We start from the raw sequence: 21301 nt of genomic DNA on the forward strand, positions 1-21301 counted from the left end.
TTGCGGGGCAGATGCCGACTCGCATTATCGCCTGTGGCTGCGCCTGGCATCGGTCCGGCACCATGCGGCCCTGCGCACAACAAGGGTGTTCGAGATGAGCCGATTCTTCAATCTGTATTCCCATGGCTTCGTGCGCGTGGCAGTCGGCGTGCCGCGCTGCAAGGTCGCCGATCCCGTCTTCAACGCGCAGCAGACCATCGCACTGGCCCGCCAGGCGGCCGACGCCGGCGCCGCGCTGGTGGCCTTCCCCGAGCTGGGCCTGTCGGCGTACAGCTGCGACGACCTGTTCCATCAGAAGACCCTGCTCGACGCCTGCGAGCGCGCGCTGGGCGAGATCGTCGAGGCCTCGCGCACGCTGCCGTGCGCCCTGGTGGTCGGCATGCCGCTGCGGGTCCAGCATCAGCTGTTCAACTGCGCGGTGGTGGTCGCCGGCGGCCAGCTGCGTGGCGTCGTGCCCAAGAGCTTCCTGCCCAATTACTGGGAATTCTACGAGGCGCGCCAGTTCAGCGCGGCCGATTGCGCCACGGTCGACCAGGTCGACCTGCTGGGCCAGAGCGTGCCGTTCGGCGCCGGCCTGCTGTTCGAGGTCGAGAACATCCCGCTGCTGCGCTTCCATGTCGAGATCTGCGAGGACGTCTGGGTGCCGATCCCGCCGTCGTCGTTCGCCGCGCTGGCGGGGGCCACGGTGCTGGTCAATCTGTCGGCGTCCAATATCGTGGTCGGCAAGTCCGGCTACCGTCATCAACTGGTGTCGCAGCAATCGGCCCGTTGCCTGGCCGCCTATCTGTACAGCTCGGCCGGCAAGGGCGAATCGACCACCGATCTCGCCTGGGACGGCCAGGCGCTGGTCTACGAGAACGGCGAACTGCTGGCCGAATCGGAGCGCTTTGCCGACGATTCGCACATGATCTTCGCCGACGTCGATCTGGAGCGGCTGTCGCGCGAGCGCATGCACATGACGACGTTCGGCGATTCGGTGCGCCGCCATGCCGCCGAGGTGGCGAAGTTCCGCACCGTCGGCTTTGTGCTCGGTGTCGACGAGGACCGCGATCTGCCGCTGCAACGCCGCGTCGAGCGTTTCCCCTATGTGCCGGCCGACCGCCGGCGGCGCGACGAACGCTGCAACGAGGTCTACCAGATCCAGGTGCAGGCACTGCTGCAGCGGCTGGCGGCCACCGGCATCTCGAAGGTGGTGATCGGCGTCTCCGGCGGTCTGGACTCGACCCATGCGCTGCTGGTCTGCGCCAAGGCGATGGACCGGCTGGGACTGCCGCGCGCCAATATCCTCGGCTTCACGATGCCGGGCTTTGCCACCAGCGACCGCACGCTGCAGCAGGCCAGGCGGCTGATGGAGGTGGTCGGCTGCACCGCGCGCGAGATCGACATCCGGCCGAGCTGCCTGGCGATGCTGAAGGACCTGGGCCATCCGTTCGCCGACGGCAAGCCGGTCTACGACGTGACCTTCGAGAACGTGCAGGCCGGCGAGCGCACCAATCATCTGTTCCGGCTGGCCAATCACCACAACGGCATCGTGATCGGCACCGGCGACCTGAGCGAGCTGGCACTGGGCTGGTGCACCTACGGCGTCGGCGACCACATGTCGCATTACAACGTCAATGCCAGCGTGCCGAAGACGCTGATCTCGCATCTGGTGCGCTGGGTCGCCGAAACGGGCCAGATCGGTGCGGGTGGCAGCGAGGTGCTGCTCGACGTGCTGGGCACCGATATCAGCCCCGAACTGGTGCCCGGCGATTCCAGCGACAAGCCGGGTCAGAAGACCGAAAGCGTGATCGGCCCCTACGAGCTGCAGGATTTCAATCTGTACTACACGCTGCGCTTCGGCTTCACGCCGTCGAAGGTCGCCTACCTGGCACTGCATGCCTGGGGCGACCGCGAGGCGGGGCAGTGGCCCGAGGAGGCCCATGTCGCGCGCAACCAGTACGAACTGGCCGACATCAAGCGCAATCTGCGGATCTTCCTCGACCGCTTCTTCCGCACCAGCCAGTTCAAGCGTTCGTGCATTCCGAATGCGCCGAAGGTCGGCTCGGGCGGTTCGCTGTCGCCGCGCGGCGACTGGCGCGCGCCCAGCGACAGCGAGTCCAGCGCGTGGCTGGCAGAACTGGACCGCATTCCGGACACCGCCGCTGCGCCGAACGCCCGGGGCAAGGGTGGGGCGGCGGCGCAGGCCGGCAATCGACACGACAAGGGGTGATCCCCAACCCGCTTTGGCGCGTCATCGCGCCGCGCGGGCTAGAATCTTGCATCAACCAATCACGACAGAAAGGGGGCCGACATGAAGCAAATTACCGCCATCATCAAACCGTTCAAGCTGGACGAAGTGCGTGAGGCGCTGGCCGACGTGGGCGTGACCGGCCTGACGGTCACCGAGGTCAAGGGCTTCGGCCGCCAGAAGGGCCACACGGAGCTGTATCGCGGCGCCGAGTATGTGGTCGACTTCCTGCCGAAGATCAAGATCGAGGTGGTCGTGGCCGAAAGCCAGCTCGATACCGTGCTGGACGCGATCGTCAAGGCCGCCCATACCGGCAAGATCGGCGACGGCAAGATCTTCGTCACCGAGATCGAGCGCGTGATCCGGATCCGTACCGGCGAGCAGGACGAAGCGGCGGTCTGAGGCCGCCCGGTTTTGCCCCTCTCCCGCCCGGGGGAGGGGGGCCACAGCCGTCAAGCGTACGGCTGACGCAGCAACACCATCAAGGCCCCCGAGCCGCCCTCGGCGCCCCGCGCCTCCACGAAGGCCAGCACTTCCTCCTTCTGCACCAGCCAGCTGCGCACCTTGCCCTTGAGCACCGGTTGCTTGTCGGGCGAGCCGTTGCCCTTGCCGTGGATCACGCGCACGCAGCGCACGCCGCGCCGCACGCATCGGCGCAGGAATTCGGCCAGCGCCTCCCGTGCCTCGTCGCGTCGCAATCCATGCAGATCGATGCGGTCCTGCGGCACCCATTCGCCGCGCCGCAGCTTGCGGATCACGTCGTTGCCGATGCCGGGACGGCGGAACGACAGCGTGTCGTCGGTCTCCAGCAGGTTTTCCACATCGAACTGATCCGATAGCGAGGCCGCCAGCACCGCCTGGTCGTCGAGCCGGGTTTGCACCGGCACCGGCTCGGGCCGCCGCGCGGGCGGCGTCACGCGGTTGCGATCGCGCAATGTCTGGACATTGCCGATGCTGTTGCGGAACACATTGGCTTCCAGCGCCGCCTGGCGCGCGGCTTCCTCGGCGGCCAGGCGCTCGGCCTCGCGGCGCTCGGCGTCGGCCTTCATCTGGTCGCGCAGCCGTGCCAGGTCGTCGAGGCCAAGGCGGGTACGGGCGGGAGTGGGGGAGGAACCGGCAGGGCGGCCGGATTTGCTGGCACCGTGCTTCATGATGGGAAAAGCGGCACCGCCGCGTGGCGGCGGGCAAGACCGTGAAACCGGCAAGGTAACACGATCGGCGGCAGAAGGTGGCGCGGGCGCAGCGGTGGGGATCCCTCTCCCCGGCCCCTCTGCCGCGCGCGGGAGAGGGGAGAAAACCCACGGACAGTCGAGGCGCCGGTGATTCCTCTCCCGCAAGAGAGGGAGGGGAGAGAGGGAGAAACCGAGGGCAGCCGAGGCGTCGGTATGCCCCTCTCCCACCTGCGGGAGGGACCGGAGAGAGGGCCGCTCGCCGCAGGCGAGCAGCGAAACTTACTTCAGCGCTTCGACGTAGCGCTGCGCGTCGAGCGCGGCCATGCAGCCGGTGCCGGCGCTGGTGATGGCCTGGCGGTAGACGTGGTCCTGCACGTCGCCGGCGGCGAACACGCCCGGGATGTTGGTAGCCGTGGCGTCGCCCGACAGGCCGCTCTTGGTCACGATATAGCCGTTGTTCATCTCCAGCTGGCCGACGAACAGGTCGGTGTTCGGCTTGTGGCCGATCGCGACGAACACGCCCGCGAGCTTGCGCTCCTCGGTGGCGCCGCTCTGCACATTGCGGATGCGCACACCGGTCACGCCGGACTCGTCGCCCACCACCTCGTCGAGCACGGTGTTCCAGACGATCTCGACGCGGCCCTCCTTCTCGCGCGCCAAGAGGCGATCGACCAGGATCGGCTCGGCGCGGAACTTGTCGCGGCGATGGATCACGGTGACCTTGCTGGCGATGTGGGACAGGTACAGCGCCTCTTCGACCGCGGTATTGCCGCCGCCGATCACCGCCACTTCCTGGTTCTTGTAGAAGAAGCCGTCGCAGGTGGCGCAGGCCGACACGCCGCGGCCCATGAAGTTTTCCTCGGAGGGCAGGCCCAGGTACTGCGCCGAGGCGCCGGTGGCGATGATCAGCGCGTCGCAGGTGTACTCGCCGGCGTCGCCGACCAGGTGGATCGGACGCTCGGTCAGCTTGGCCGTATGGATATGGTCGAAGATGATTTCGGTCTTGAAGCGCTCGGCATGCTCGAGGAAACGCTGCATCAGCTCGGGGCCCTGCACGCCGTTCGGATCGGCCGGCCAGTTTTCCACGTCGGTGGTGGTCATCAGCTGGCCGCCCTGGGCCAGGCCGGTGATCAGCACCGGCTCCAGGTTGGCGCGCGCCGCGTAGACGGCGGCGGTGTAGCCGGCGGGACCGGAACCGAGAATCAGCACTTTCGCGTGTTTGGCCATGATGCGTTCCTGTGACCGGCGTGCATGGCGCGCCGGCATGGGTAATCGAAAACCCGCATTATAAGTGGACCGGCGTTGGCGCATTGTTGCAAATTCCAATGGCGGCGATAGCCTGCGGGGGAGGTAAAATGCCGCCACCGCAATTCCGTACGGCGCCGTGCCGCGCCGCCATCCGTACCCCCGCATGGCCAGAACCACCACGACCACCCGCACCGATCCCTCCGTCCTGCCTTCCCGCATCGGCAAGCTGTTGGGAGAAGTACGCTGGTTCCTGCTGCTGGCCGCGACGCTGGCCTTCCTGTGCATCCTGGCCAGCTACAGCAAGGCCGATCCGGGCTGGTCGCACGCCAACCAGGTGGCGCAGATTCACAACCTCGGCGGCCGCGTCGGCGCCTGGCTCGCCGACGTGCTGTTCTTCATCTTCGGTTTCTCCGCCTACTGGCTCGGCGTGCTGCTGGTGCGCCGCTGCTGGCGCGGCTGGCGCATGCTGACGGCCGAGTTCCCCGACCAGGTAGAACAGGCGCGCCAGGGCGTGGTGGTCAGCTGGATCGGATTCGGCCTGACGCTGGCCGCCAGCATGGGCCTCGAGGCGGTCCGCATGTATCCGCTGCGCGAGGCGCTGCCGCGCGCGCCCGGCGGCGTGCTGGGCGACCTGCTGGGCGGCTGGCTGCAGACCGCGCTGGGCTTTACCGGCGCCACGCTGCTGCTGCTGCTGATGCTGGCGATCGGGCTGTCGCTGTTCTTCCATTTCTCGTGGCTGTCGGTCTGCGAGAAGGTCGGCGCCTTCGTCGAGACCGCCTTCCTCGGCTTCAAGGCGCGCCGCGAAAGCAAGCAGGACCGCATCATCGGCGAGGCGGCCAAGGTCGAGCGTACCGAGACTGTCGAGGTCCAGCGCGTGCGCATCGAGGAGGCCGCGCCGGTGCAGATCGTGCGTCCGCAGGCGGTGCCCAAGCACGAACGGGTCGAGCGCGAGAAGCAGCAGCCGCTGTTCGCCGACCTGCAGGATGCCGACCTGCCGCCGCTGTCGCTGCTCGATCCGGTGCCGGCGTCGCAGGAGACGGTCAGCGCCGAAACGCTGGAATTCACCTCGCGGCTGATCGAGAAGAAGCTCAAGGACTTTGGCGTCGAGGTCAAGGTCGTGGCCGCCTATCCGGGCCCGGTGATCACCCGCTACGAGATCGAGCCGGCCACCGGCGTCAAGGGCAGCCAGATCGTCAACCTGGCCAAGGACCTGGCGCGCTCGCTGTCGCTGGTGTCGATCCGCGTGGTCGAGACCATCCCGGGCAAGAACTACATGGGCCTGGAGCTGCCGAATCCGAAGCGCCAGGCGGTGCGCCTGGGCGAGATCCTCGGCTCGCAGGTCTACAACGAGAGCGCCTCGCAGCTGACGCTGGCGCTCGGCAAGGACATCGCCGGCAAGCCGGTGGTCGCCGACCTGGCGCGCATGCCGCACTGCCTGGTGGCCGGTACCACCGGCTCGGGCAAGTCGGTCGGCATCAACGCGATGATCCTGTCGCTGCTGTACAAGGCCAAGGCCGACAGCGTGCGGCTGATCCTGATCGACCCCAAGATGCTCGAAATGAGCATCTACGAGGGCATCCCCCATCTGCTGTGCCCGGTGGTCACCGACATGCGCCAGGCCGGCAATGCGCTGAACTGGGCGGTCGGCGAAATGGAGCGCCGCTACAAGCTGATGAGCAAGATGGGCGTGCGCAATCTGGCCGGCTACAACAAGAAGATCGACGAGGCGGCGGCGCGCGAGGAGAAGATTCCGAATCCGTTCAGCCTGACCCCGGATGCCCCGGAGCCGCTGGAGAAGCTGCCGACCATCGTGATCGTGATCGACGAGCTGGCCGACCTGATGATGGTGGTCGGCAAGAAGGTCGAGGAGCTGATCGCGCGGATTGCGCAGAAGGCCCGCGCGGCCGGCATCCATCTGGTACTGGCGACGCAGCGGCCGTCGGTCGACGTGATCACCGGCCTGATCAAGGCCAACGTGCCGACACGGATCTCGTTCCAGGTCAGCAGCAAGATCGACTCGCGCACGATCCTGGACCAGCAGGGCGCCGAGACGCTGCTCGGCATGGGCGACATGCTGTATCTCGCGCCGGGCACCGGCCTGCCGGTGCGCGTGCACGGCGCCTTCGTCTCGGACGACGAGGTGCACCGCGTGGTCGACAAGCTGAAGGAAGCCGGCGAGCCGAACTATATCGAGGGCATTCTCGAAGGCGGGCTGGCCGAGGGCGACATCGGTGTCGATGGCATGGGCGGCGGTGCGGGCATCGGCGGTGGCGGCGAGGCCGACCCGCTGTACGACCAGGCCGTCGAAGTCGTGCTGAAAAATCGCCGCGCGTCGATCTCGCTGGTGCAGCGCCATCTGCGCATCGGCTACAACCGCGCCGCGCGCCTGCTCGAGGACATGGAGAAGGCCGGTCTGGTGTCGGCGATGTCGGGCAACGGCAATCGCGACATCCTGGCGCCCGCCGGCGGCGCACGCGACGAATAGCGCGCGCCGGGCGCCCCGGCCCATGCCCGGTAATATGCCGTTACGCGTGTCACGCTTGCTGACGCCCGCGGACGGAATCCGGCGCCGCTCCCCGGCTCTAACCGGACACTTACCCAAAACAAGGATCGATTGCATGCCTAATCGCGTACTGGCGTCCGCACTTGCCGCCGTCGGCACTGCCGCCACCCTGGGCTGGGCCGCGCTGGCCCCGGCCACCGCGCAAGCCGCCGCCACCGATCAGCTGAAAACCTTCGTCACTACCGTCAAGAGCGCACGCGGCGAATTCACGCAGCGCCAGGTCAAGGGCACGGGAGAGGCGATGCGCATCACCGGCACCTCGAGCGGCACCTTCGTGTTCTCGCGTCCCGGCAAATTCGCGTGGCGCTATACCAAGCCCTACGAGCAACTGCTGCAGGCCGATGGACAGACGCTCTACATCTACGACAAGGACCTGAACCAGGTCACCGAGCGCAAGCTCGACGCCGCGCTGGGCTCGAGCCCAGCGGCGATCCTGTTCGGCAGCAACGACCTGGAGAAGAGCTTCGTCGTCAAGGACGGCCCGACCCGCGACGGCGTCGAATGGCTGGAGCTGACGCCCAAGGCCAAGGACACCCAGTTCGAGCGGATCGGCATCGGCTTCAAGGGCGGCAACCTGGAAGCGATGGAGCTGCGCGACGCGTTCGGCAACACCACGCTGCTGACCTTCAGCGCGATGCAGAAGAACCCGTCGCTGCCGGCCGACACCTTCCGCTTCAGCGTCCCCAAGGGCGCCGACGTGATCCGCCAATGAGGCCGGCCACCTCGCGCCACACGGCGCTGCGATTGGGGGGGCGTCTGGCGATCGGCCCGGCGCTGGCCACGCTGCTGGCACTGGGCGCATGCACCGGTGGCAGGAATGCGGCCCCGAGCCGGCAATTCGATATCGACGCGTTTCTGCGCGCGCCCGACACCACGCTGGCCGAGGTGCTGACCAATGCGGATTTCCTCGCCGCCACGGCCGCCTCCGCGCGCGACTGCGCGACGATGCTGCAGTCCGAGCGCAGCGGCGTGCTCGAGGAGTTGCCGGGCGCCGCGCGCGGCGATGCCTGGCTGCTGCGTCCGACCGGTCAGCCCGGCCGGGTCTGGCTGGTGACCCAACGGCGCGGCGGCGAACGCGGCTGCCACGGACCGCTGCCGGCCGACGCGGTCGGCGCGCTGGTGTCTCGCGCCAGCGGCTGAGGGCGTGCCAGGCCGAAGCGACCATTCCGGCCTGGTGATATTCCCGCCAGTGGAGCAGTCCTGTCGCGGCCGTTCCACGCGGGGAAACCGACATTGACGCCGAAAACGGGAATCATTATTGTTTGCGCTCGCCCGCTGACATTCGGCCAGCGGCGGAACCGCAAAGCCCGGAGGAGTCCATGTTCGTGTTTCGTCGTCTGCTGCCCGCTGCGGCAGCTCTCGCCATGGCGGCCAGCGCCGCGTCGATTCCCCTGGCCGCGATGGCCCAGGGCTCACAGGAAAAGGTGCTGAACCTCTATACGGCCCGGCACTATCAGACCGACGAGGCGCTGTACAGCAACTTCACCAAACAGACCGGCATCAAGATCAATCGCATCGAGGGCCAGGAGGATCCGCTGCTCGAGCGGATCAAGAGCGAGGGCGCCAACAGCCCGGCCGACGTGTTCATCACCGTCGATATCGGCCGCCTGTGGCGGGCGCAGCAGGCCGGCGTGTTCGCGCCGGTCAAATCGAAGGTGCTCGAATCGCGCATCCCCGCCAACTTCCGCGATCCCAACGGCGAATGGTTCGGCTTCTCGGCGCGCGCCCGCGTGATCGCCTACAACAAGGACACCGTCAAGCCGGGCGACATCAAGACCTATGAGGACCTGGCCGACCCGAAGTGGAAGGGCAAGCTGTGCACGCGCTCGAGCGGCCACGTCTACAACCTGTCGCTGATCTCGAGCCTGATCGCGCATGACGGCGAAGCGAAGACCGAGCGCTGGGCGCAGGGCGTCGTCGCCAACCTGGCGCGCACGCCCAAGGGCGGCGACACCGACCAGCTGAAGGCCGTGGCCGCGGGCGAATGCGATCTGGCGATCTCCAACACCTACTACATCGCGCGCCTGCTGAAGTCGACCAAGCCCGAGGACAAGGCGGTGGCCGACAAGCTCGGCGTGGTCTGGCCCAACCAGGACAGCCAGGGCGTGCACATGAACATCTCGGGCGGCGGCATGCTCAAGCACGCGCCGAACAAGGAGTCGGCGGTCAAGTTCCTGGAGTATCTCGCCAGCGACGAGGCCCAGGCCTACTTCGCCAACGGCAACAACGAGTGGCCGGTGGTGCCGAGCGTCAAGGTCGGCAATCCGGCGCTGGAGGCGATGGGCAGCTTCAAGGCCGACCGGATCAATGTGGCCGAACTCGGCAAGTATCAGCCGGTCGCGCAGAAGCTGGCGGACAAGGCCGGCTTCAAGTGATCGCCGGCTGAAGGGCGCGGCCGGCGCGGATCCTCACGACGGATCGCCGGCCGCGTCGTCACTGGTCTGGCCGGACCTGGTGGTGCTCGCGGTCTGCGCGAAGGCCGCCTTGCCGTCCGGCCCCTCGACGCGGCGGAAGGTCAGCCGCGTACTGCTCGACAAGGCCCGCCTGGCCATGCGGCGCTGCAGTTCGCGCCGCGCCAGGTTCATCTGGCCTACCGTGCCGCTGCCATACGGCTCCTGATTCAGCGCGGCGAACGTCGCCAACGTGGCTCGCAGCGCCGCCAGCGCGGCCTGCGCATCCTTCTTCAGCAAGGCATCGAGCGCCTGCCGTGCGCGCACCTGGGCCTGCAGCAGCGCATCCCCGGGATTGGACTTCGCACGTACCGCGTCCTGCGGCAATTGCACGGTGCCCGCCAGCCGGCGCAGCCCCGCGCGCACCAGCCCGCCGTCCATCGCCGCTTCCTGCATGACCCAGACCGCATCGTGGCGCAGCCACGGCTCGGCATCGGACAACCTGCGCAGCAGCGCCGACTGCAGGCCCGGCACGTCGAAGCGCCCGGTGCGGCGGATCGCATTGACGGCGATGCGGCGCAGCTGCGGATGATCATCGTCGAACAGTTCCTGCACCACCCGCTCGGCGATGCCTTCCTTGACCACCAGTTCGGCGAGTTCGGTGGCGAAGCCGATCTCCTGCACCGCCGTCAGCTTGTTCTGGCTGGCCAGGCGCGACATCTTGAAGACCAGCATCCGGTAACGAATTTGCATACGACTCCTGCCCATCGAGTTCGAGGAAAGCGGGCCGGCTTGCGCGGCCCAGCTTGGCATTCACGGGATATCGGCGAAATCGCGGCGGGCTTTAGCTCGACATGGAGAGCGGACCGGCGCGCCTGCACCCCATGCAGGCACGCTGCCTACGGCCCGCGCGCCGCTCGCTCAGTCCTGCGCGCTGCGGCGGATCTGGCGCGACAGCACGATCACCGGAATCAGCCCGACCAGCACGATCACCAGCGAGGCGGTGGCGGCCTCGGCGAGCCGTTCGTCGGCGGCGAGGTTGTAGGCCTGCACGGCCAGCGTGTCGAAATTGAAGGGGCGCATCACGAAGGTCGCCGGCAGTTCCTTCATCACGTCGACGAAGACGATCAGCGCCGCGGTCAGCAGGCTGCCGCGCAGCATCGGCAGATGCACGCGGCGCAGCGTCGCGGCGGGGCCGTGGCCCAGGCTGCGCGCGGCGGTGTCCATGCTGGGCGTGATCTTGGCCAGTCCGGCGTTGACCGTCTGCAGCGCGACGCCGAGAAAGCGAACCAGATAGGCGTAGACCAGCGCCGCGATGCCGCCGGTCAGCAGCAGGCCGGGCGACGCGCCGGTCAGTTGCTGGATCCAGCCGGCGATCGCATTGTCGAGCCGCGCGACCGGCACCAGCACGCCCACCGCGATTACGGAGCCGGGCAGCGCATAGCCCATGCCGCAGACCCGCAGCAGCGCCCGCATTGGCCAGCCGCGGCCGAGCCGTCCGGCATAGCCGATCGCCAGCGCGATCAGCACCGCGGCCAGCGCGGTAACGCTGGCCAGCAGGAAGCTGTTGCGGACCAGGCCGATGAAGCGCGGGCCGAACTGCGCGTCGCCGTCGGTGAAGGCCATCTCGAACAGCATCAGCGCCGGCACCAGGAAGCCCAGCAGCACCGGCAGCGCGCACGCCGCCAGCGCGGCCCAGCCGTGCCAGCCCGTCAGCCGATAGGTCTGCGCGCGGCGTTGGCCGCCATGCACGCGGGCCTTGCCGCGCGAGATCCGCTCGGCCACCAGGATCGCGATCACGAAGGCCAGCATGCAGGCCGACAGCTGCGCGGCCGCGCTCTTGTCGCCAAGCGAGAACCAGGCGCGATAGATGCCCGTCGAGAAGGTCGGGATCGCGAAATAGGCGACGGTGCCGAAATCCGCCAGCGTCTCCATCAGCGCCAGCGCGGTGCCGGCCGCAATGCCGGGGCGCGCCAGCGGCAGCACCACGCGCAACAGGCTGCGCCAAGGCCCGTGGCCGAGCAGCCGGGCCGCCTCCAGCGTGTTCAGCGTCTGCTGCAGGAAGGCGGCGCGGGCGGTCAGGTAGACGTAGGGGTAGAGCACCAGCGAGAACAGCACGATCGCGCCGCCCAGCGTCCGCACGTCCGGGAACCAGTAGTCGCGCGCGCCCCAGCCGGTCAGTGCGCGCAGCCAGCTTTGCACCGGGCCGGCGAACTGCAGCGCGTCGGTATAGGCGTAGGCGATCACGTAGGCGGGCATCGCCAGCGGCAGCACCAGCGCCCATTCCATCAGGCTGCGGCCCGGGAAGCGATAGGTGCAGACCAGCCAGGCGGTCGGCACGCCGAGCAGCAGCACGCCGATGGCGACGCCGGCCAGCAGCCACAGCGTATTGGCGACGTATTCGGCCAGCACCGTGTCGACCAGGTGATGCCAGGTCTCGGTGCTCGGCGTCAGCAGGCTGGCCGCCACCACCAGGATCGGCACTGCGATCAGCAGGGCCACCACGCCCGCCGCGAACGACAGCGGATGGATGGCCGCCGGCCGCCGTCCACGCCGTGCCACACCGGCATGGTCGTGATCGGGCAATCGGGCGGGATGGAGCAGGGACATGCGCGGCGATCGGCTGGGAAGAAAGTGCCGCGGGCGGCGCGGCTCGGGCATTCTAACAATCGCCGGTCCCGCGTTGCTGATACTTATAATGATTCGCATGTCCGCCTTCGATCTCGACACCGCGCCTCCCGCCGCGCCTGCCGCGCCCACCGCTTCGCCCCGGCCCGGCGCCGTCGCGGCTGCCGCCCCAGCCAGCGTGCCGCCCGATCTGGTGCTGGAGGTCGAGCACATCCGCCACGGCTTCGACAGCCAGATCGTGATCGACGACCTGTCGTTCTCGCTGGCGCGCGGCAGCATCGGCTGCCTGCTCGGTCCCAGCGGCTGCGGCAAGACCACCGTGCTGCGGGCCATCGCGGGCTTCGAGCCGTTGCGTGCCGGGCGCATCGTGCTGGACGGGCAACTGGTATCGGCACCGGGCCTGTCGGTCCCACCTGAACGGCGGCGCGTCGGCATGGTGTTCCAGGACTACGCGCTGTTTCCGCATCTGAGCGTGGCCGACAACGTCGCCTTCGGCCTGCATCGTGACAGCCGCCAGGCGCGGCGCGAGCGTGTCGCCGAAGTGCTCGAGCTGGTCGGTCTGGCGGGCGCCGGCGCGCGCTTCCCGCACGAGCTGTCCGGCGGCCAGCAGCAGCGCGTGGCGCTGGCCCGCGCGCTGGCGCCGCGGCCCGAGCTGCTGCTGCTCGACGAGCCGTTTTCCAATCTCGACGTGGACCTGCGCGAGCGGCTGAGCCTGGAGGTGCGCGCGATCCTGAAGGCCCAGGGCGCGACCGCGATCCTGGTGACCCACGACCAGCTCGAAGCGTTCGCGATGGCCGACGAGATCGGCGTGATGCACGCCGGTGCGATCGAGCAGTGGGGCACGGCGCATCAGCTCTATCACAAGCCCGCCACGCGCTTCGTCGGCGATTTCATCGGGCAGGGCGTGTTGATGCCCGCCCGCGTCACCGCGCCGGGACAACTTGACTGCGAACTGGGCACGCTGCACAGCCGCGACGGCCTCGCCTTGGCGCCCGGCGTGGCCGAGGTCGACGTGCTGATCCGCCCCGACGACATCCTGCACGACGATGCGAGCGCGCTGCGCGCGCAGATCCTGCACAAGGCCTTCCGCGGCGCCGAGATTCTCTACACGCTGCGGCTGGCCAGCGGCGGCAGGGTGCTGTCGCTGGCGCCGTCGCACCACGACCACGGCGTCGGCGACTGGATCGGCATCCGCGTCGAGGTCGACGACGTGGTGGCGTTTCCGCGCTAGCGCGGCGAGCCCGATCCCCGCCGGGCGGCACCGCGTACGGATGCACTACACTGGCGCTTTGGCCGGCCGCGCGGCCTGCGGAAAGACGTGCACCGAGACGTGCACCGACACCAGCATCGCGACCTGCGCACCGCCCGCACTGAAACCCAAGCCTTGACCACCGTGCCGGACACGCTGTTTTCCGAACCTTCCGACGCTTCCCGCCAACCGCTGGCCGAACGGCTGCGCCCACGCAATATCGACGAGGTCATTGGCCAGCAGCATCTGCTCGGCCCGGGCAAGCCGCTGCGCGTGGCCTTCGAATCGGGCGAGCCGCATTCGATGATCCTGTGGGGCCCGCCCGGCGTCGGCAAGACCACGCTGGCGCGGCTGATGGCCGATGCCTTCGATGCCGAGTTCATCGCGCTGTCGGCGGTGCTGTCGGGCGTCAAGGATATCCGCGAGGCGGTCGAGCGTGCCGAGCAATACCGCGCCCACGGGCGCCGCACGCTGGTGTTCGTCGACGAGGTCCATCGCTTCAACAAGAGCCAGCAGGACGCCTTCCTGCCGCATGTGGAAAGCGGCCTGTTCACCTTCATCGGCGCGACCACCGAAAATCCCTCATTCGAGGTCAATGGCGCGTTGCTGTCGCGGGCGGCGGTCTATGTGCTCAAGAGCCTGGACGATGCCGAACTGCGCCAGCTGGCCCTGCGCGCCAGCGACGCGCTGGGCGGCCTGGCGTGGGACGACGAGGCGCTGCAGCTGATCGTGTCGTCCGCCGACGGCGATGGCCGCAAGCTGCTGAACAATATCGAGATCGTCGCGCGGGCCGCGCGTACCGCCGGCGCGCAGACGATCGACAAGGCGCTGCTCGGCAGCGCGCTGTCGGAGAACCTGCGCCGCTTCGACAAGGGCGGCGATGCGTTCTACGACCAGATCAGCGCGCTGCACAAGTCGGTGCGCGGCTCCGACCCTGACGCGGCGCTGTACTGGTTCTGCCGCATGCTGGACGGCGGCGCCGACCCGCGCTATCTGGCGCGCCGCATCGTGCGGATGGCATGGGAAGACATCGGCCTGGCCGATCCCCGCGCGGCGCGGATGACGCTGGACGCGGCCGAGACCTATGAGCGCCTGGGCTCGCCCGAGGGCGAGCTGGCGCTGGCGCAGGCGCTGATCTACCTCGCGGTCGCGCCCAAGTCGAACGCCGGCTACAACGCCTACAACGCCGCGCGCGCCTTCGTCGCCAAGGACAAGTCGCGCGCCGTGCCGGTCCATCTGCGCAATGCGCCGACCAGGCTGATGAAGGAGCTCGGCTACGGCCACGCCTACCGCTACGCGCACGACGAGCCTGAAGCCTATGCCGCCGGTGAGCACTATTTCCCCGACGACCTGAAGGCGCAGGGCTGGTATCAGCCGACGCCGCGCGGCCTCGAAGGCAAGATCGGCGACAAGCTGCGCCATCTGCGCGAGCTGGACGAGGCCTGGCATCGCCGGCAGAAGAGCCAGCCGGCGGGCAAGGGGAGCAAGGCCGACGATAGCGGGGGCTAGCCGCGGCTAGCGGCGCCGCGGGCCGGCATCGCGGCCAGGCCCTGCCGCGGTGCAGTAAAATGTGCGGTTCGGCGGCATGCCTGCCGCTTCCCGATCGCTCCGACCGCACGCTTTTCCCGCAAACATGCTCGACATCCAGCTGCTCCGCAAAGACCCCGACGCCGTGGCACAACGCCTTGCCACGCGCGGATTCCAACTCGACCTGGGCGCCTTCCAGTCGCTCGAAAGCGAGCGCAAGCAACTGCAGACCCGCACCGAGGAACTGCAGGCCCGCCGCAACACGCTGTCCAAGCAGATCGGCATGGCCAAGGGCAAGGGCGAGGACGCGTCGGCGCTGATGGCCGAGGTCGGCGGCATCGGCGACACGCTGAAGGAATCGGCGGCGCGGCTCGACGACATCCAGGCCCAGCTGCAGCAGCTGATGCTGTCGCTGCCGAACCTGCCGCACGACAGCGTGCCGGTCGGCAAGGACGAGAACGACAACGTCGAAGTGCGCCGCGTCGGCACGCCGCGCAGTTTCGACTTTCCGGTGCGCGACCACGTCGACGTCGGCGAGCGGCTCGGCCTCGATTTCGAGAGCGCGGCCAAGATCACCGGCTCGCGCTTCGCGGTACTGCGCGGCGGCATCGCCCGCATGCATCGCGCGCTGGTGCAGCTGATGCTCGATACCCATACGCTCGAACACGGCTACACCGAGATGTACGTGCCGTACATCGTCAATGCGGCGTCGATGCGTGGTACCGGCCAGCTGCCCAAGTTCGAGGACGACCTGTTCAAGGTGCCGCGCCAGGTGGGCGGCGAGGGCGCGGACGGCGGCGAGCGGACCGAGAACTACTACCTGATCCCGACCGCCGAGGTGCCGCTGACCAATCTGATGCGCGACGTCATCGCGTCGGCTGACGAATTGCCGCTGCGCTTCGTCGCCCATACGCCGTGCTTCCGCTCCGAGGCCGGCTCGTACGGCAAGGACACGCGCGGCATGATCCGCCAGCATCAGTTCGACAAGGTCGAGCTGGTCCATATCGTGCGCCCGGAGGCATCGTTCGACGCGCTCGAACAACTGACCGGCCATGCCGAGGCGATCCTGAAGAAGCTGGACCTGCCGTTCCGCACGATCGTGCTGTGCACCGGCGACATGGGCTTCGGCAGCACCAAGACCTACGACCTCGAAGTCTGGATCCCCGCGCAGAACACCTATCGCGAGATCAGCTCGTGCTCGAACATGGGCGACTTCCAGGCGCGCCGCATGCAGGCACGCTGCCGCGCCGGCCAAGGCAAGCCGGAGCTCGTGCACACGCTGAACGGCTCCGGCCTGGCGGTCGGCCGCACGCTGGTGGCGATCCTCGAGAACTACCAGAACGCAGACGGTTCGGTCACGGTGCCGACCGCGCTGCAACCGTATCTGGGCGGCCTGACGCGGCTGGAACCGGAGGCCTGAGGCCGGCCAACCGGGCAGCAGCAAGAAGCCACGCCAAAAACGTGCCGACCCTCTTGCAGTCTGTTTTTGACTTCTCTATAATCTCGGTTTCGCCGCAACGCGACCAGTTCAGGAGAGGTGGCAGAGTGGTCGAATGTACCTGACTCGAAATCAGGCGTACCGGCAACGGTACCGTGGGTTCGAATCCCACCCTCTCCGCCAGTAGTGCAAAACCCCCGAAGGCGTGCCTTCGGGGGTTTTTGTTTTGGGCGGTGCTTCTTGTTCGGGTTTGGGTGCGCTGGCTCAATCCATCGATCAGGGAATCAGGCGGCGACCCGTCCTTCAGTGTGGTCACTGAAGATGTCGTCGAGGCATTGGGCTGAGTCCAGCCGATCCACCCAGCGTTCGAGTTGTTCGGTATTGGCCCGCGCGATGCGGGAGGCAATGTCCGGCGGCAACGAGCCAAATCGCTGTGTCAGCACCTTCTGCAGCACGTATGCTTCCCCCTCTACCTTGCCTTGCAAAACTCCTTTCTGTCTCAACTCATTTAGCGATAACACCAGGCTCATATTGACCTCCTTCAGGTTGACCACCTCCGGTAGCAACAAAACCCCGTCGCTCCGGCGATGGAGTAGTTGACGCATCCAGATCGAAAAAATCCGGTGCAGTTCGACGTCGCCATCGATCATCTCGTTCAGTTGATCGACCAGTTCGGGCAGGCGATCCAGATCCCCGCGCTCGATCAGGATCACCATGGCCACGCGATTGTTCAGCGCCTGCAGATCGCTATCCCGATACTGGCTCGTATCGATCAGCAGATAGGCGAGTTGCGGCTGGAATCTAGCTGCCAAACGCGGAGCGGCAACGACCATCGAAGCCATGTCGGTAGGGGCGGTCCACGGCGCCTTGCCGGTGTACATCACCAGCGGCAGAACGGGCGGCAGCTTGCGATCCGCGAGCACGTTCTTGCGGCGGCCAAGGTCCTGATAGAGCAGTCCCATATATTCCATGACACGGACTGCCATGCAAGGGTCGACAGTGCTCTGGAATTCGATCGGCATGTAGAGGTAGAGCCGATCGTCGTCGGCGCGGACGCGCCAGACCACATCATTGGCGCGTTGGCGCAAGTTGTCGCCAACGTATTGCGGGGGAATTTTCTCCAGCGTTTCAAAATCGAGGCTGCGCAGCCAGTCGTTCTCGACGAATGCGGTGACCAGTTCGCGCACCAGATCGGGCGTGGAGAACAGCAGCTTGTAGCAGGAGTCGTAGGTCAGAACCATGATCGGCGATACCGTGTTGAGACCTGCGTAGCTTGCCGATCGGTGGACCCGGAAGCTTCTGAAAAATGCACGCGCTTTACGTTTCGGCCGGAGGCGCGCGCAGAATGAGAAAAGTCCGCATCGACGCCTGAGCGCCGATGCGGACTTCCTGTTGCGGAGACCGAAAACGCTTACTGGAACGCCTTGTCGTTCGGGTTCGCGAACAGCTCCTTCATCTCCGCCGACAGCGGGTAGTTCATGTTGATGCCGCGCGGGGGGATCGGCGACTGGAACCACTTCTTGTACAGCTGCTCGGCCTTGCCCGACTTCATCAGGTCGGCGATCACGCCGTCGGCAAGCGCCTTGAATTGCGGATCGTCCTTGCGCAGCATGCAGGCGTAGTTCTCCGTCTGCAGCGGCGTGCCGGCGACGGTCCATTCGGCGGGATTCTTCGCCTTGGTCAGTTCGCCGTACAGCAGCGGCTCGTCCATGACGAAGGCGACCGCGCGGCCCGACTCGAGCATCAGGAAGGCCTGGCCGTGGTCCTTGGCGCCGGTCAGGTTCATGTTCATCGCCTTCTCGCCGTTCATCTTGACCAGCAGGCGCTCACCCGTAGTGCCGGCGGTCGTCACGACATTGCGGCCCTTCAGGTCATCGAAGTCCTTCACGCCGGCGTCCTTGCGCACCAGCATGCGGATGCCGTAGACGAACAGGCTGTTGGTAAAGCCGACCTGCTTCTGGCGCTCGAGGTTGTTGGTGGTCGAGCCGCATTCCAGATCGATGGTGCCGTTCTGCATCAGCGAGATACGGTTCTGCGAGGTGATCGGGATCATCCGCACCTGCAGGTTCGGCATGTTCAGCTGCGTCTTCACCTTGTCGACGATCGCCATCATGATCTCGTGCGAATACCCCATGACCTCGCGGCCATTGGTATAGGAGAACGGGATCGACGATTCGCGATGGCCGAGGGTGATCACGCCGTTCTGCTTGATCTTGGCCAGCGTGTCGTTCTGCTGGGCATGAGCGGCGCCGATGGTGCCGAACGCACCGTAAGCGAGCGCGGCGGTCAGCAGCGCACCCAGGGCGGACCGCAGCGAACGGCGCGCCTGTCGTGGCGCAGTGCGGGTGGCGGTAGGCAGTTTCATGGTCAGGCTCTCCTTGGTTGTGGAACGGCTCTTGTTGAAACGCAACATCGGGTGGTACTGCTAGCAAGGGCCGTGCAAGCGGCGGCCCCTCGTTCCGCTCTGCTGCTCTGTGCTGCGGGCAGTGGCGCGCTACGCCAGCGTCGCGCTGTAGTCGGCGGGATCGACCGTGGGCGGCCGCTTCGCGATCATATCTGCCAGCAGGCTCGCGCTGCCCATTGCCAGCGTAAACCCCAGTCCTCCGTGCCCGATGTTGAGCCACAGCTGACGCAGTCGCGACTGTCCGATCAGGGGCAGACCGGTCGGTGTGGCGGGCCGCAGACCGGCCCAGGGCTGCAGGTCGGACAAGGAACGGTCGCCGGCGATGCCGCCGAAGACCGAGCGGGTCTCGTCCAGCAGCGTCGCCGCCCGGCGTTGGTCGATCCGGGTATCGGGCCGCGTCAGGTCCGCCATGCCGGCCACGCGCAACGTGTTGCCGATGCGGGCATAGACGATCTTGCGGGCAAAGTCCGTGACGCTGATGTGCGGGGCCTGCGCGCCGGTGCCGACCGGCACAGTGATGCTGTATCCCTTCAGCGGCCACAGCGGTGCACGCAGCCCCAGCGGCCGCAGCAGCGTCGCGCTGCCGATGCCGCCAGCCAGCACCACCGCGTCGGCGGCCTCGAAGCCGGCGTCGGTATGCACGCCGCGGGCGGCGTCGCCCTGGCGCTCGATCGCGCGTACCGCGGTGCCGAAGCGCAGCGACACATTGGGATGCTGGCGCAGCAGATCGGCCAGTCCGACGCAGAAGCGGTGGCAATCGGCCACTTCCTCGCTCGGGGTATGGATGGCGCCGACGATCTGGTCGCGGATGCCGGCCAGCGCCGGCTCGAGTGCGACGCAGGCGTCGCGGTCCAGCGCGTGCTGCTCGCTGCCGAGCCCCGCCTGGTAATCCAGCAGTCGGCGCGCCGCGTCGAAGCTGGCCATGTCGCGGTGGACGATCAGCTTGCCGCGCCGCGCAAAATCGAAGTCGATGTCGTGGCGGTCGAGGAAGGCACGCATGCGGTCGCGCGAATGGAAGGCGAGCCGCAGCAGCTTGCGCGTGGTCGCATCGCTGCGCGAGGCATTGCAGGCGCCGACGAAGGCGGCGAGCCAGCGCCATTGGGCAGGGTCCAGCCGCGGCCGCCAGCGCAGCGGCGCGTCGCGGCGCAGCAGCCAGCCGGGCACCTTGGCCAGCACGCCGGGACCGGCCAGCGGCGCGACATAGCTGTAGCTGAGCTGCCCGCCGTTGGCAAAGCTGGTCTCCAGTCCCGGACCGTCGCGCCGTTCCAGCACCGTGACCTGATGGCCGTCGTTGGCCAGTTGCCAGGCGGTGGCCATGCCGACCACGCCGGCGCCGGTGATCACCACCTTCATTGCCGTATTCATCCCTACCGGTTTGCGATGTCGCAAGGGTAGAGCAGGGCGCCCGGCCTGCCCAATGCGAAGACGTGCCAGAATATGTCTTTAGGCTATACCTTGCCCGATCCCCCTGGATTGCCATGCGCCTGCGACAAATCGAGGTCTTCCGCGCCGTGATGCTGACCGGCACCGTCAGCGAGGCCGCACGGCTGCTGCATGTCTCGCAACCGGTGGTCACGCGCGTGCTGCAGCATGCCGAGGCCTCGCTCGGCTTCCGGCTGTTCGACCGCGCGAAGGGCCGGCTGCGCCCGACACCGGAGGCCACCGCGCTGTACGGCGATGTCGAACGGCTATATGGCGAGATCGACCGCGTGCGGCGGGTATCCGAGAGCCTGCGCCACAAGGGCGCCGGCCGGCTGCGCGTGGCGGCCACGCCGAGCCTGGCCGATCCGCTGCTGGTGCCGGCGCTGCAGCGCTTCTGCGCGCGCCATCCCGACACGCAGGTGCAGGTGCTGACCCACCATACGGACGAGATCGTGCAGGGGCTGCTGCGCAACCAGATCGATATCGGTTTTGCCTTCGCGCCGCCGCCGCACGAGGCGATCGCCGCGCAGACGGTGGCCGAAGGCCGCATGCTGCTGGCGGTGCCGCGCGGCCAGCCGCTGTCCGGGGCGGCGCGGCGCACGCCGCTGCCGATGGCCAGGCTGATGGACCGCGCCTTCATCGGCTACGACGACCACAGCTCGCTCGGCCTGATGGTGCGCCAGCTGCTGGCGCGCAATGCGCTGGAGCCGCGCTCGACGCTGGAGGTGCAGACCTACTCGCTGGCGCGCAAGCTGGTCGAGGGTGGGCTCGGCGTGGCGCTGCTCGATCAGTACACCGCGCTGGGCAGCGATCCGCACGCCGTCTCGCTGCACGAGATCCAGCCGGCGATGGCCTTCGAGATCCAGATGCTGCGCGCCAGCCATCGCGGCATTCCGAGCCTGGCCGAGCAGCTGCGCGAGCGCTTTGCCGAGGCCGCGCAGGAACTGGCCGCCCAGCTGGGCCGGCGCCTGTCCGCGCCGGCGGTCGCCTTCGAGCACGCGCTCAAATAGCCGCCGGGATCGCCTCCCCG

Annotated in this window: 17 protein-coding genes and 1 tRNA gene; 11 read left to right on the forward strand and 7 right to left on the reverse strand. The window is 67.8% G+C overall.

The window, feature by feature from the left end; translation table 11 throughout:
• Positions 1–94: 94 nt before the first annotated feature.
• Positions 95–2212 (forward strand): NAD(+) synthase, encoded by a 2118-nt coding sequence (locus FOB47_RS13530; RefSeq protein ID WP_244959420.1) that lies wholly within the window; start codon positions 95–97, stop codon positions 2210–2212.
• A gap of 81 nt (positions 2213–2293) precedes the next feature.
• Entirely contained in the window at positions 2294–2632 is a 339-nt protein-coding gene (gene glnK, locus FOB47_RS13535) for a P-II family nitrogen regulator (RefSeq protein ID WP_006578394.1), read from the forward strand.
• Positions 2633–2682: 50 nt separating this feature from the next.
• On the opposite strand, the gene FOB47_RS13540 is transcribed toward glnK, so the two are convergent.
• Together FOB47_RS13540 and trxB are read right to left on the reverse strand one after the other, a co-directional pair.
• Positions 2683–3381, reverse strand: a complete 699-nt coding sequence (locus FOB47_RS13540; protein WP_053821257.1) for a Smr/MutS family protein — start codon at positions 3379–3381, stop codon at positions 2683–2685.
• Between the two features lie 300 nt (positions 3382–3681).
• Entirely contained in the window at positions 3682–4629 is a 948-nt protein-coding gene (gene trxB / locus FOB47_RS13545) for a thioredoxin-disulfide reductase (RefSeq protein ID WP_174781309.1), read from the reverse strand.
• Positions 4630–4813: 184 nt separating this feature from the next.
• On the opposite strand from trxB, the gene FOB47_RS13550 reads away from it, so the two are divergent.
• The 4 genes from FOB47_RS13550 (at position 4814) to FOB47_RS13565 (ending at position 9588) form a co-directional block, all read left to right on the forward strand.
• Positions 4814–7135, forward strand: coding sequence for a DNA translocase FtsK (locus FOB47_RS13550; protein WP_151022164.1), 2322 nt, complete (start codon positions 4814–4816; stop codon positions 7133–7135).
• A gap of 133 nt (positions 7136–7268) precedes the next feature.
• Positions 7269–7925 (forward strand): outer membrane lipoprotein chaperone LolA, encoded by a 657-nt coding sequence (gene lolA / locus FOB47_RS13555; protein ID WP_151022162.1) that lies wholly within the window; start codon positions 7269–7271, stop codon positions 7923–7925.
• Positions 7922–8353: a hypothetical protein gene (locus FOB47_RS13560; protein ID WP_144425748.1), complete on the forward strand. Its 432-nt coding sequence runs from the start codon at positions 7922–7924 to the stop codon at positions 8351–8353. The genes lolA and FOB47_RS13560 overlap by 4 nt, the downstream gene beginning before the upstream one ends.
• 179 nt (positions 8354–8532) lie before the next feature.
• A complete protein-coding gene (locus FOB47_RS13565; RefSeq protein ID WP_053821258.1) occupies positions 8533–9588 on the forward strand; it encodes a Fe(3+) ABC transporter substrate-binding protein in 1056 nt (351 codons plus the stop codon).
• A 33-nt stretch (positions 9589–9621) separates the two neighbouring features.
• On the opposite strand, the gene FOB47_RS13570 is transcribed toward FOB47_RS13565, so the two are convergent.
• Together FOB47_RS13570 and FOB47_RS13575 are read right to left on the reverse strand one after the other, a co-directional pair.
• A complete protein-coding gene (locus FOB47_RS13570) occupies positions 9622–10356 on the reverse strand; it encodes a hypothetical protein (RefSeq protein ID WP_226994831.1) in 735 nt (244 codons plus the stop codon).
• 168 nt (positions 10357–10524) lie between these two features.
• Positions 10525–12213 carry an ABC transporter permease gene (locus FOB47_RS13575; protein WP_174781310.1) on the reverse strand — a complete coding sequence of 563 codons (1689 nt, stop codon included), beginning with the start codon at positions 12211–12213 and terminating at the stop codon, positions 10525–10527.
• 208 nt (positions 12214–12421) lie between these two features.
• Between FOB47_RS13575 and FOB47_RS13580 the strand changes: the two genes are divergently transcribed.
• From FOB47_RS13580 to FOB47_RS13595, 4 genes are all read left to right on the forward strand, one after another.
• Positions 12422–13462: an ABC transporter ATP-binding protein gene (locus FOB47_RS13580; protein WP_390884816.1), complete on the forward strand. Its 1041-nt coding sequence runs from the start codon at positions 12422–12424 to the stop codon at positions 13460–13462.
• A gap of 162 nt (positions 13463–13624) precedes the next feature.
• Positions 13625–14989 carry a replication-associated recombination protein A gene (locus tag FOB47_RS13585; protein ID WP_053823012.1) on the forward strand — a complete coding sequence of 455 codons (1365 nt, stop codon included), beginning with the start codon at positions 13625–13627 and terminating at the stop codon, positions 14987–14989.
• A gap of 124 nt (positions 14990–15113) precedes the next feature.
• Complete coding sequence (gene serS / locus FOB47_RS13590) at positions 15114–16427, forward strand: serine--tRNA ligase (protein WP_053821259.1); 1314 nt, start codon at positions 15114–15116, stop codon at positions 16425–16427.
• A 111-nt stretch (positions 16428–16538) separates the two neighbouring features.
• Positions 16539–16628: transfer RNA gene (locus FOB47_RS13595), tRNA-Ser, on the forward strand.
• A 101-nt stretch (positions 16629–16729) separates the two neighbouring features.
• Here the strand turns inward: FOB47_RS13595 and FOB47_RS13600 are convergent.
• From FOB47_RS13600 to FOB47_RS13610, 3 genes are all read right to left on the reverse strand, one after another.
• On the reverse strand, positions 16730–17686 hold the full coding sequence (locus FOB47_RS13600) for an Rpn family recombination-promoting nuclease/putative transposase (protein ID WP_053821260.1): 957 nt from the start codon (positions 17684–17686) through the stop codon (positions 16730–16732).
• Positions 17687–17856: 170 nt separating this feature from the next.
• Positions 17857–18810, reverse strand: a complete 954-nt coding sequence (locus tag FOB47_RS13605; RefSeq protein WP_174781311.1) for a glutamate/aspartate ABC transporter substrate-binding protein — start codon at positions 18808–18810, stop codon at positions 17857–17859.
• Positions 18811–18939: 129 nt separating this feature from the next.
• Complete coding sequence (locus FOB47_RS13610; protein ID WP_053821261.1) at positions 18940–20202, reverse strand: D-amino acid dehydrogenase; 1263 nt, start codon at positions 20200–20202, stop codon at positions 18940–18942.
• Between the two features lie 125 nt (positions 20203–20327).
• Between FOB47_RS13610 and FOB47_RS13615 the strand changes: the two genes are divergently transcribed.
• Positions 20328–21281, forward strand: a complete 954-nt coding sequence (locus FOB47_RS13615; protein ID WP_053821262.1) for a LysR family transcriptional regulator — start codon at positions 20328–20330, stop codon at positions 21279–21281.
• The last annotated feature ends 20 nt before the right edge of the window (positions 21282–21301 follow it).

This window comes from Cupriavidus gilardii (assembly GCF_013347325.1).
GTDB lineage: Bacteria > Pseudomonadota > Gammaproteobacteria > Burkholderiales > Burkholderiaceae > Cupriavidus > Cupriavidus gilardii.

What these genes read in the sequence shown, in the direction of transcription:
- FOB47_RS13530 (WP_244959420.1), top strand. Translation starts at nt 95, where the DNA reads ATGAGCCGATTCTTCAATCTGTATTCCCATGGCTTCGTGCGCGTGGCA.
- glnK (WP_006578394.1), top strand. Translation starts at nt 2,294, where the DNA reads ATGAAGCAAATTACCGCCATCATCAAACCGTTCAAGCTGGACGAAGTG.
- FOB47_RS13540 (WP_053821257.1), bottom strand. Translation starts at nt 3,381, where the DNA reads ATGAAGCACGGTGCCAGCAAATCCGGCCGCCCTGCCGGTTCCTCCCCC.
- trxB (WP_174781309.1), bottom strand. Translation starts at nt 4,629, where the DNA reads ATGGCCAAACACGCGAAAGTGCTGATTCTCGGTTCCGGTCCCGCCGGC.
- FOB47_RS13550 (WP_151022164.1), top strand. Translation starts at nt 4,814, where the DNA reads ATGGCCAGAACCACCACGACCACCCGCACCGATCCCTCCGTCCTGCCT.
- lolA (WP_151022162.1), top strand. Translation starts at nt 7,269, where the DNA reads ATGCCTAATCGCGTACTGGCGTCCGCACTTGCCGCCGTCGGCACTGCC.
- FOB47_RS13560 (WP_144425748.1), top strand. Translation starts at nt 7,922, where the DNA reads ATGAGGCCGGCCACCTCGCGCCACACGGCGCTGCGATTGGGGGGGCGT.
- FOB47_RS13565 (WP_053821258.1), top strand. Translation starts at nt 8,533, where the DNA reads ATGTTCGTGTTTCGTCGTCTGCTGCCCGCTGCGGCAGCTCTCGCCATG.
- FOB47_RS13570 (WP_226994831.1), bottom strand. Translation starts at nt 10,356, where the DNA reads ATGCAAATTCGTTACCGGATGCTGGTCTTCAAGATGTCGCGCCTGGCC.
- FOB47_RS13575 (WP_174781310.1), bottom strand. Translation starts at nt 12,213, where the DNA reads ATGTCCCTGCTCCATCCCGCCCGATTGCCCGATCACGACCATGCCGGT.
- serS (WP_053821259.1), top strand. Translation starts at nt 15,114, where the DNA reads ATGCTCGACATCCAGCTGCTCCGCAAAGACCCCGACGCCGTGGCACAA.
- FOB47_RS13600 (WP_053821260.1), bottom strand. Translation starts at nt 17,686, where the DNA reads ATGGTTCTGACCTACGACTCCTGCTACAAGCTGCTGTTCTCCACGCCC.
- FOB47_RS13605 (WP_174781311.1), bottom strand. Translation starts at nt 18,810, where the DNA reads ATGAAACTGCCTACCGCCACCCGCACTGCGCCACGACAGGCGCGCCGT.
- FOB47_RS13610 (WP_053821261.1), bottom strand. Translation starts at nt 20,202, where the DNA reads ATGAAGGTGGTGATCACCGGCGCCGGCGTGGTCGGCATGGCCACCGCC.
- FOB47_RS13615 (WP_053821262.1), top strand. Translation starts at nt 20,328, where the DNA reads ATGCGCCTGCGACAAATCGAGGTCTTCCGCGCCGTGATGCTGACCGGC.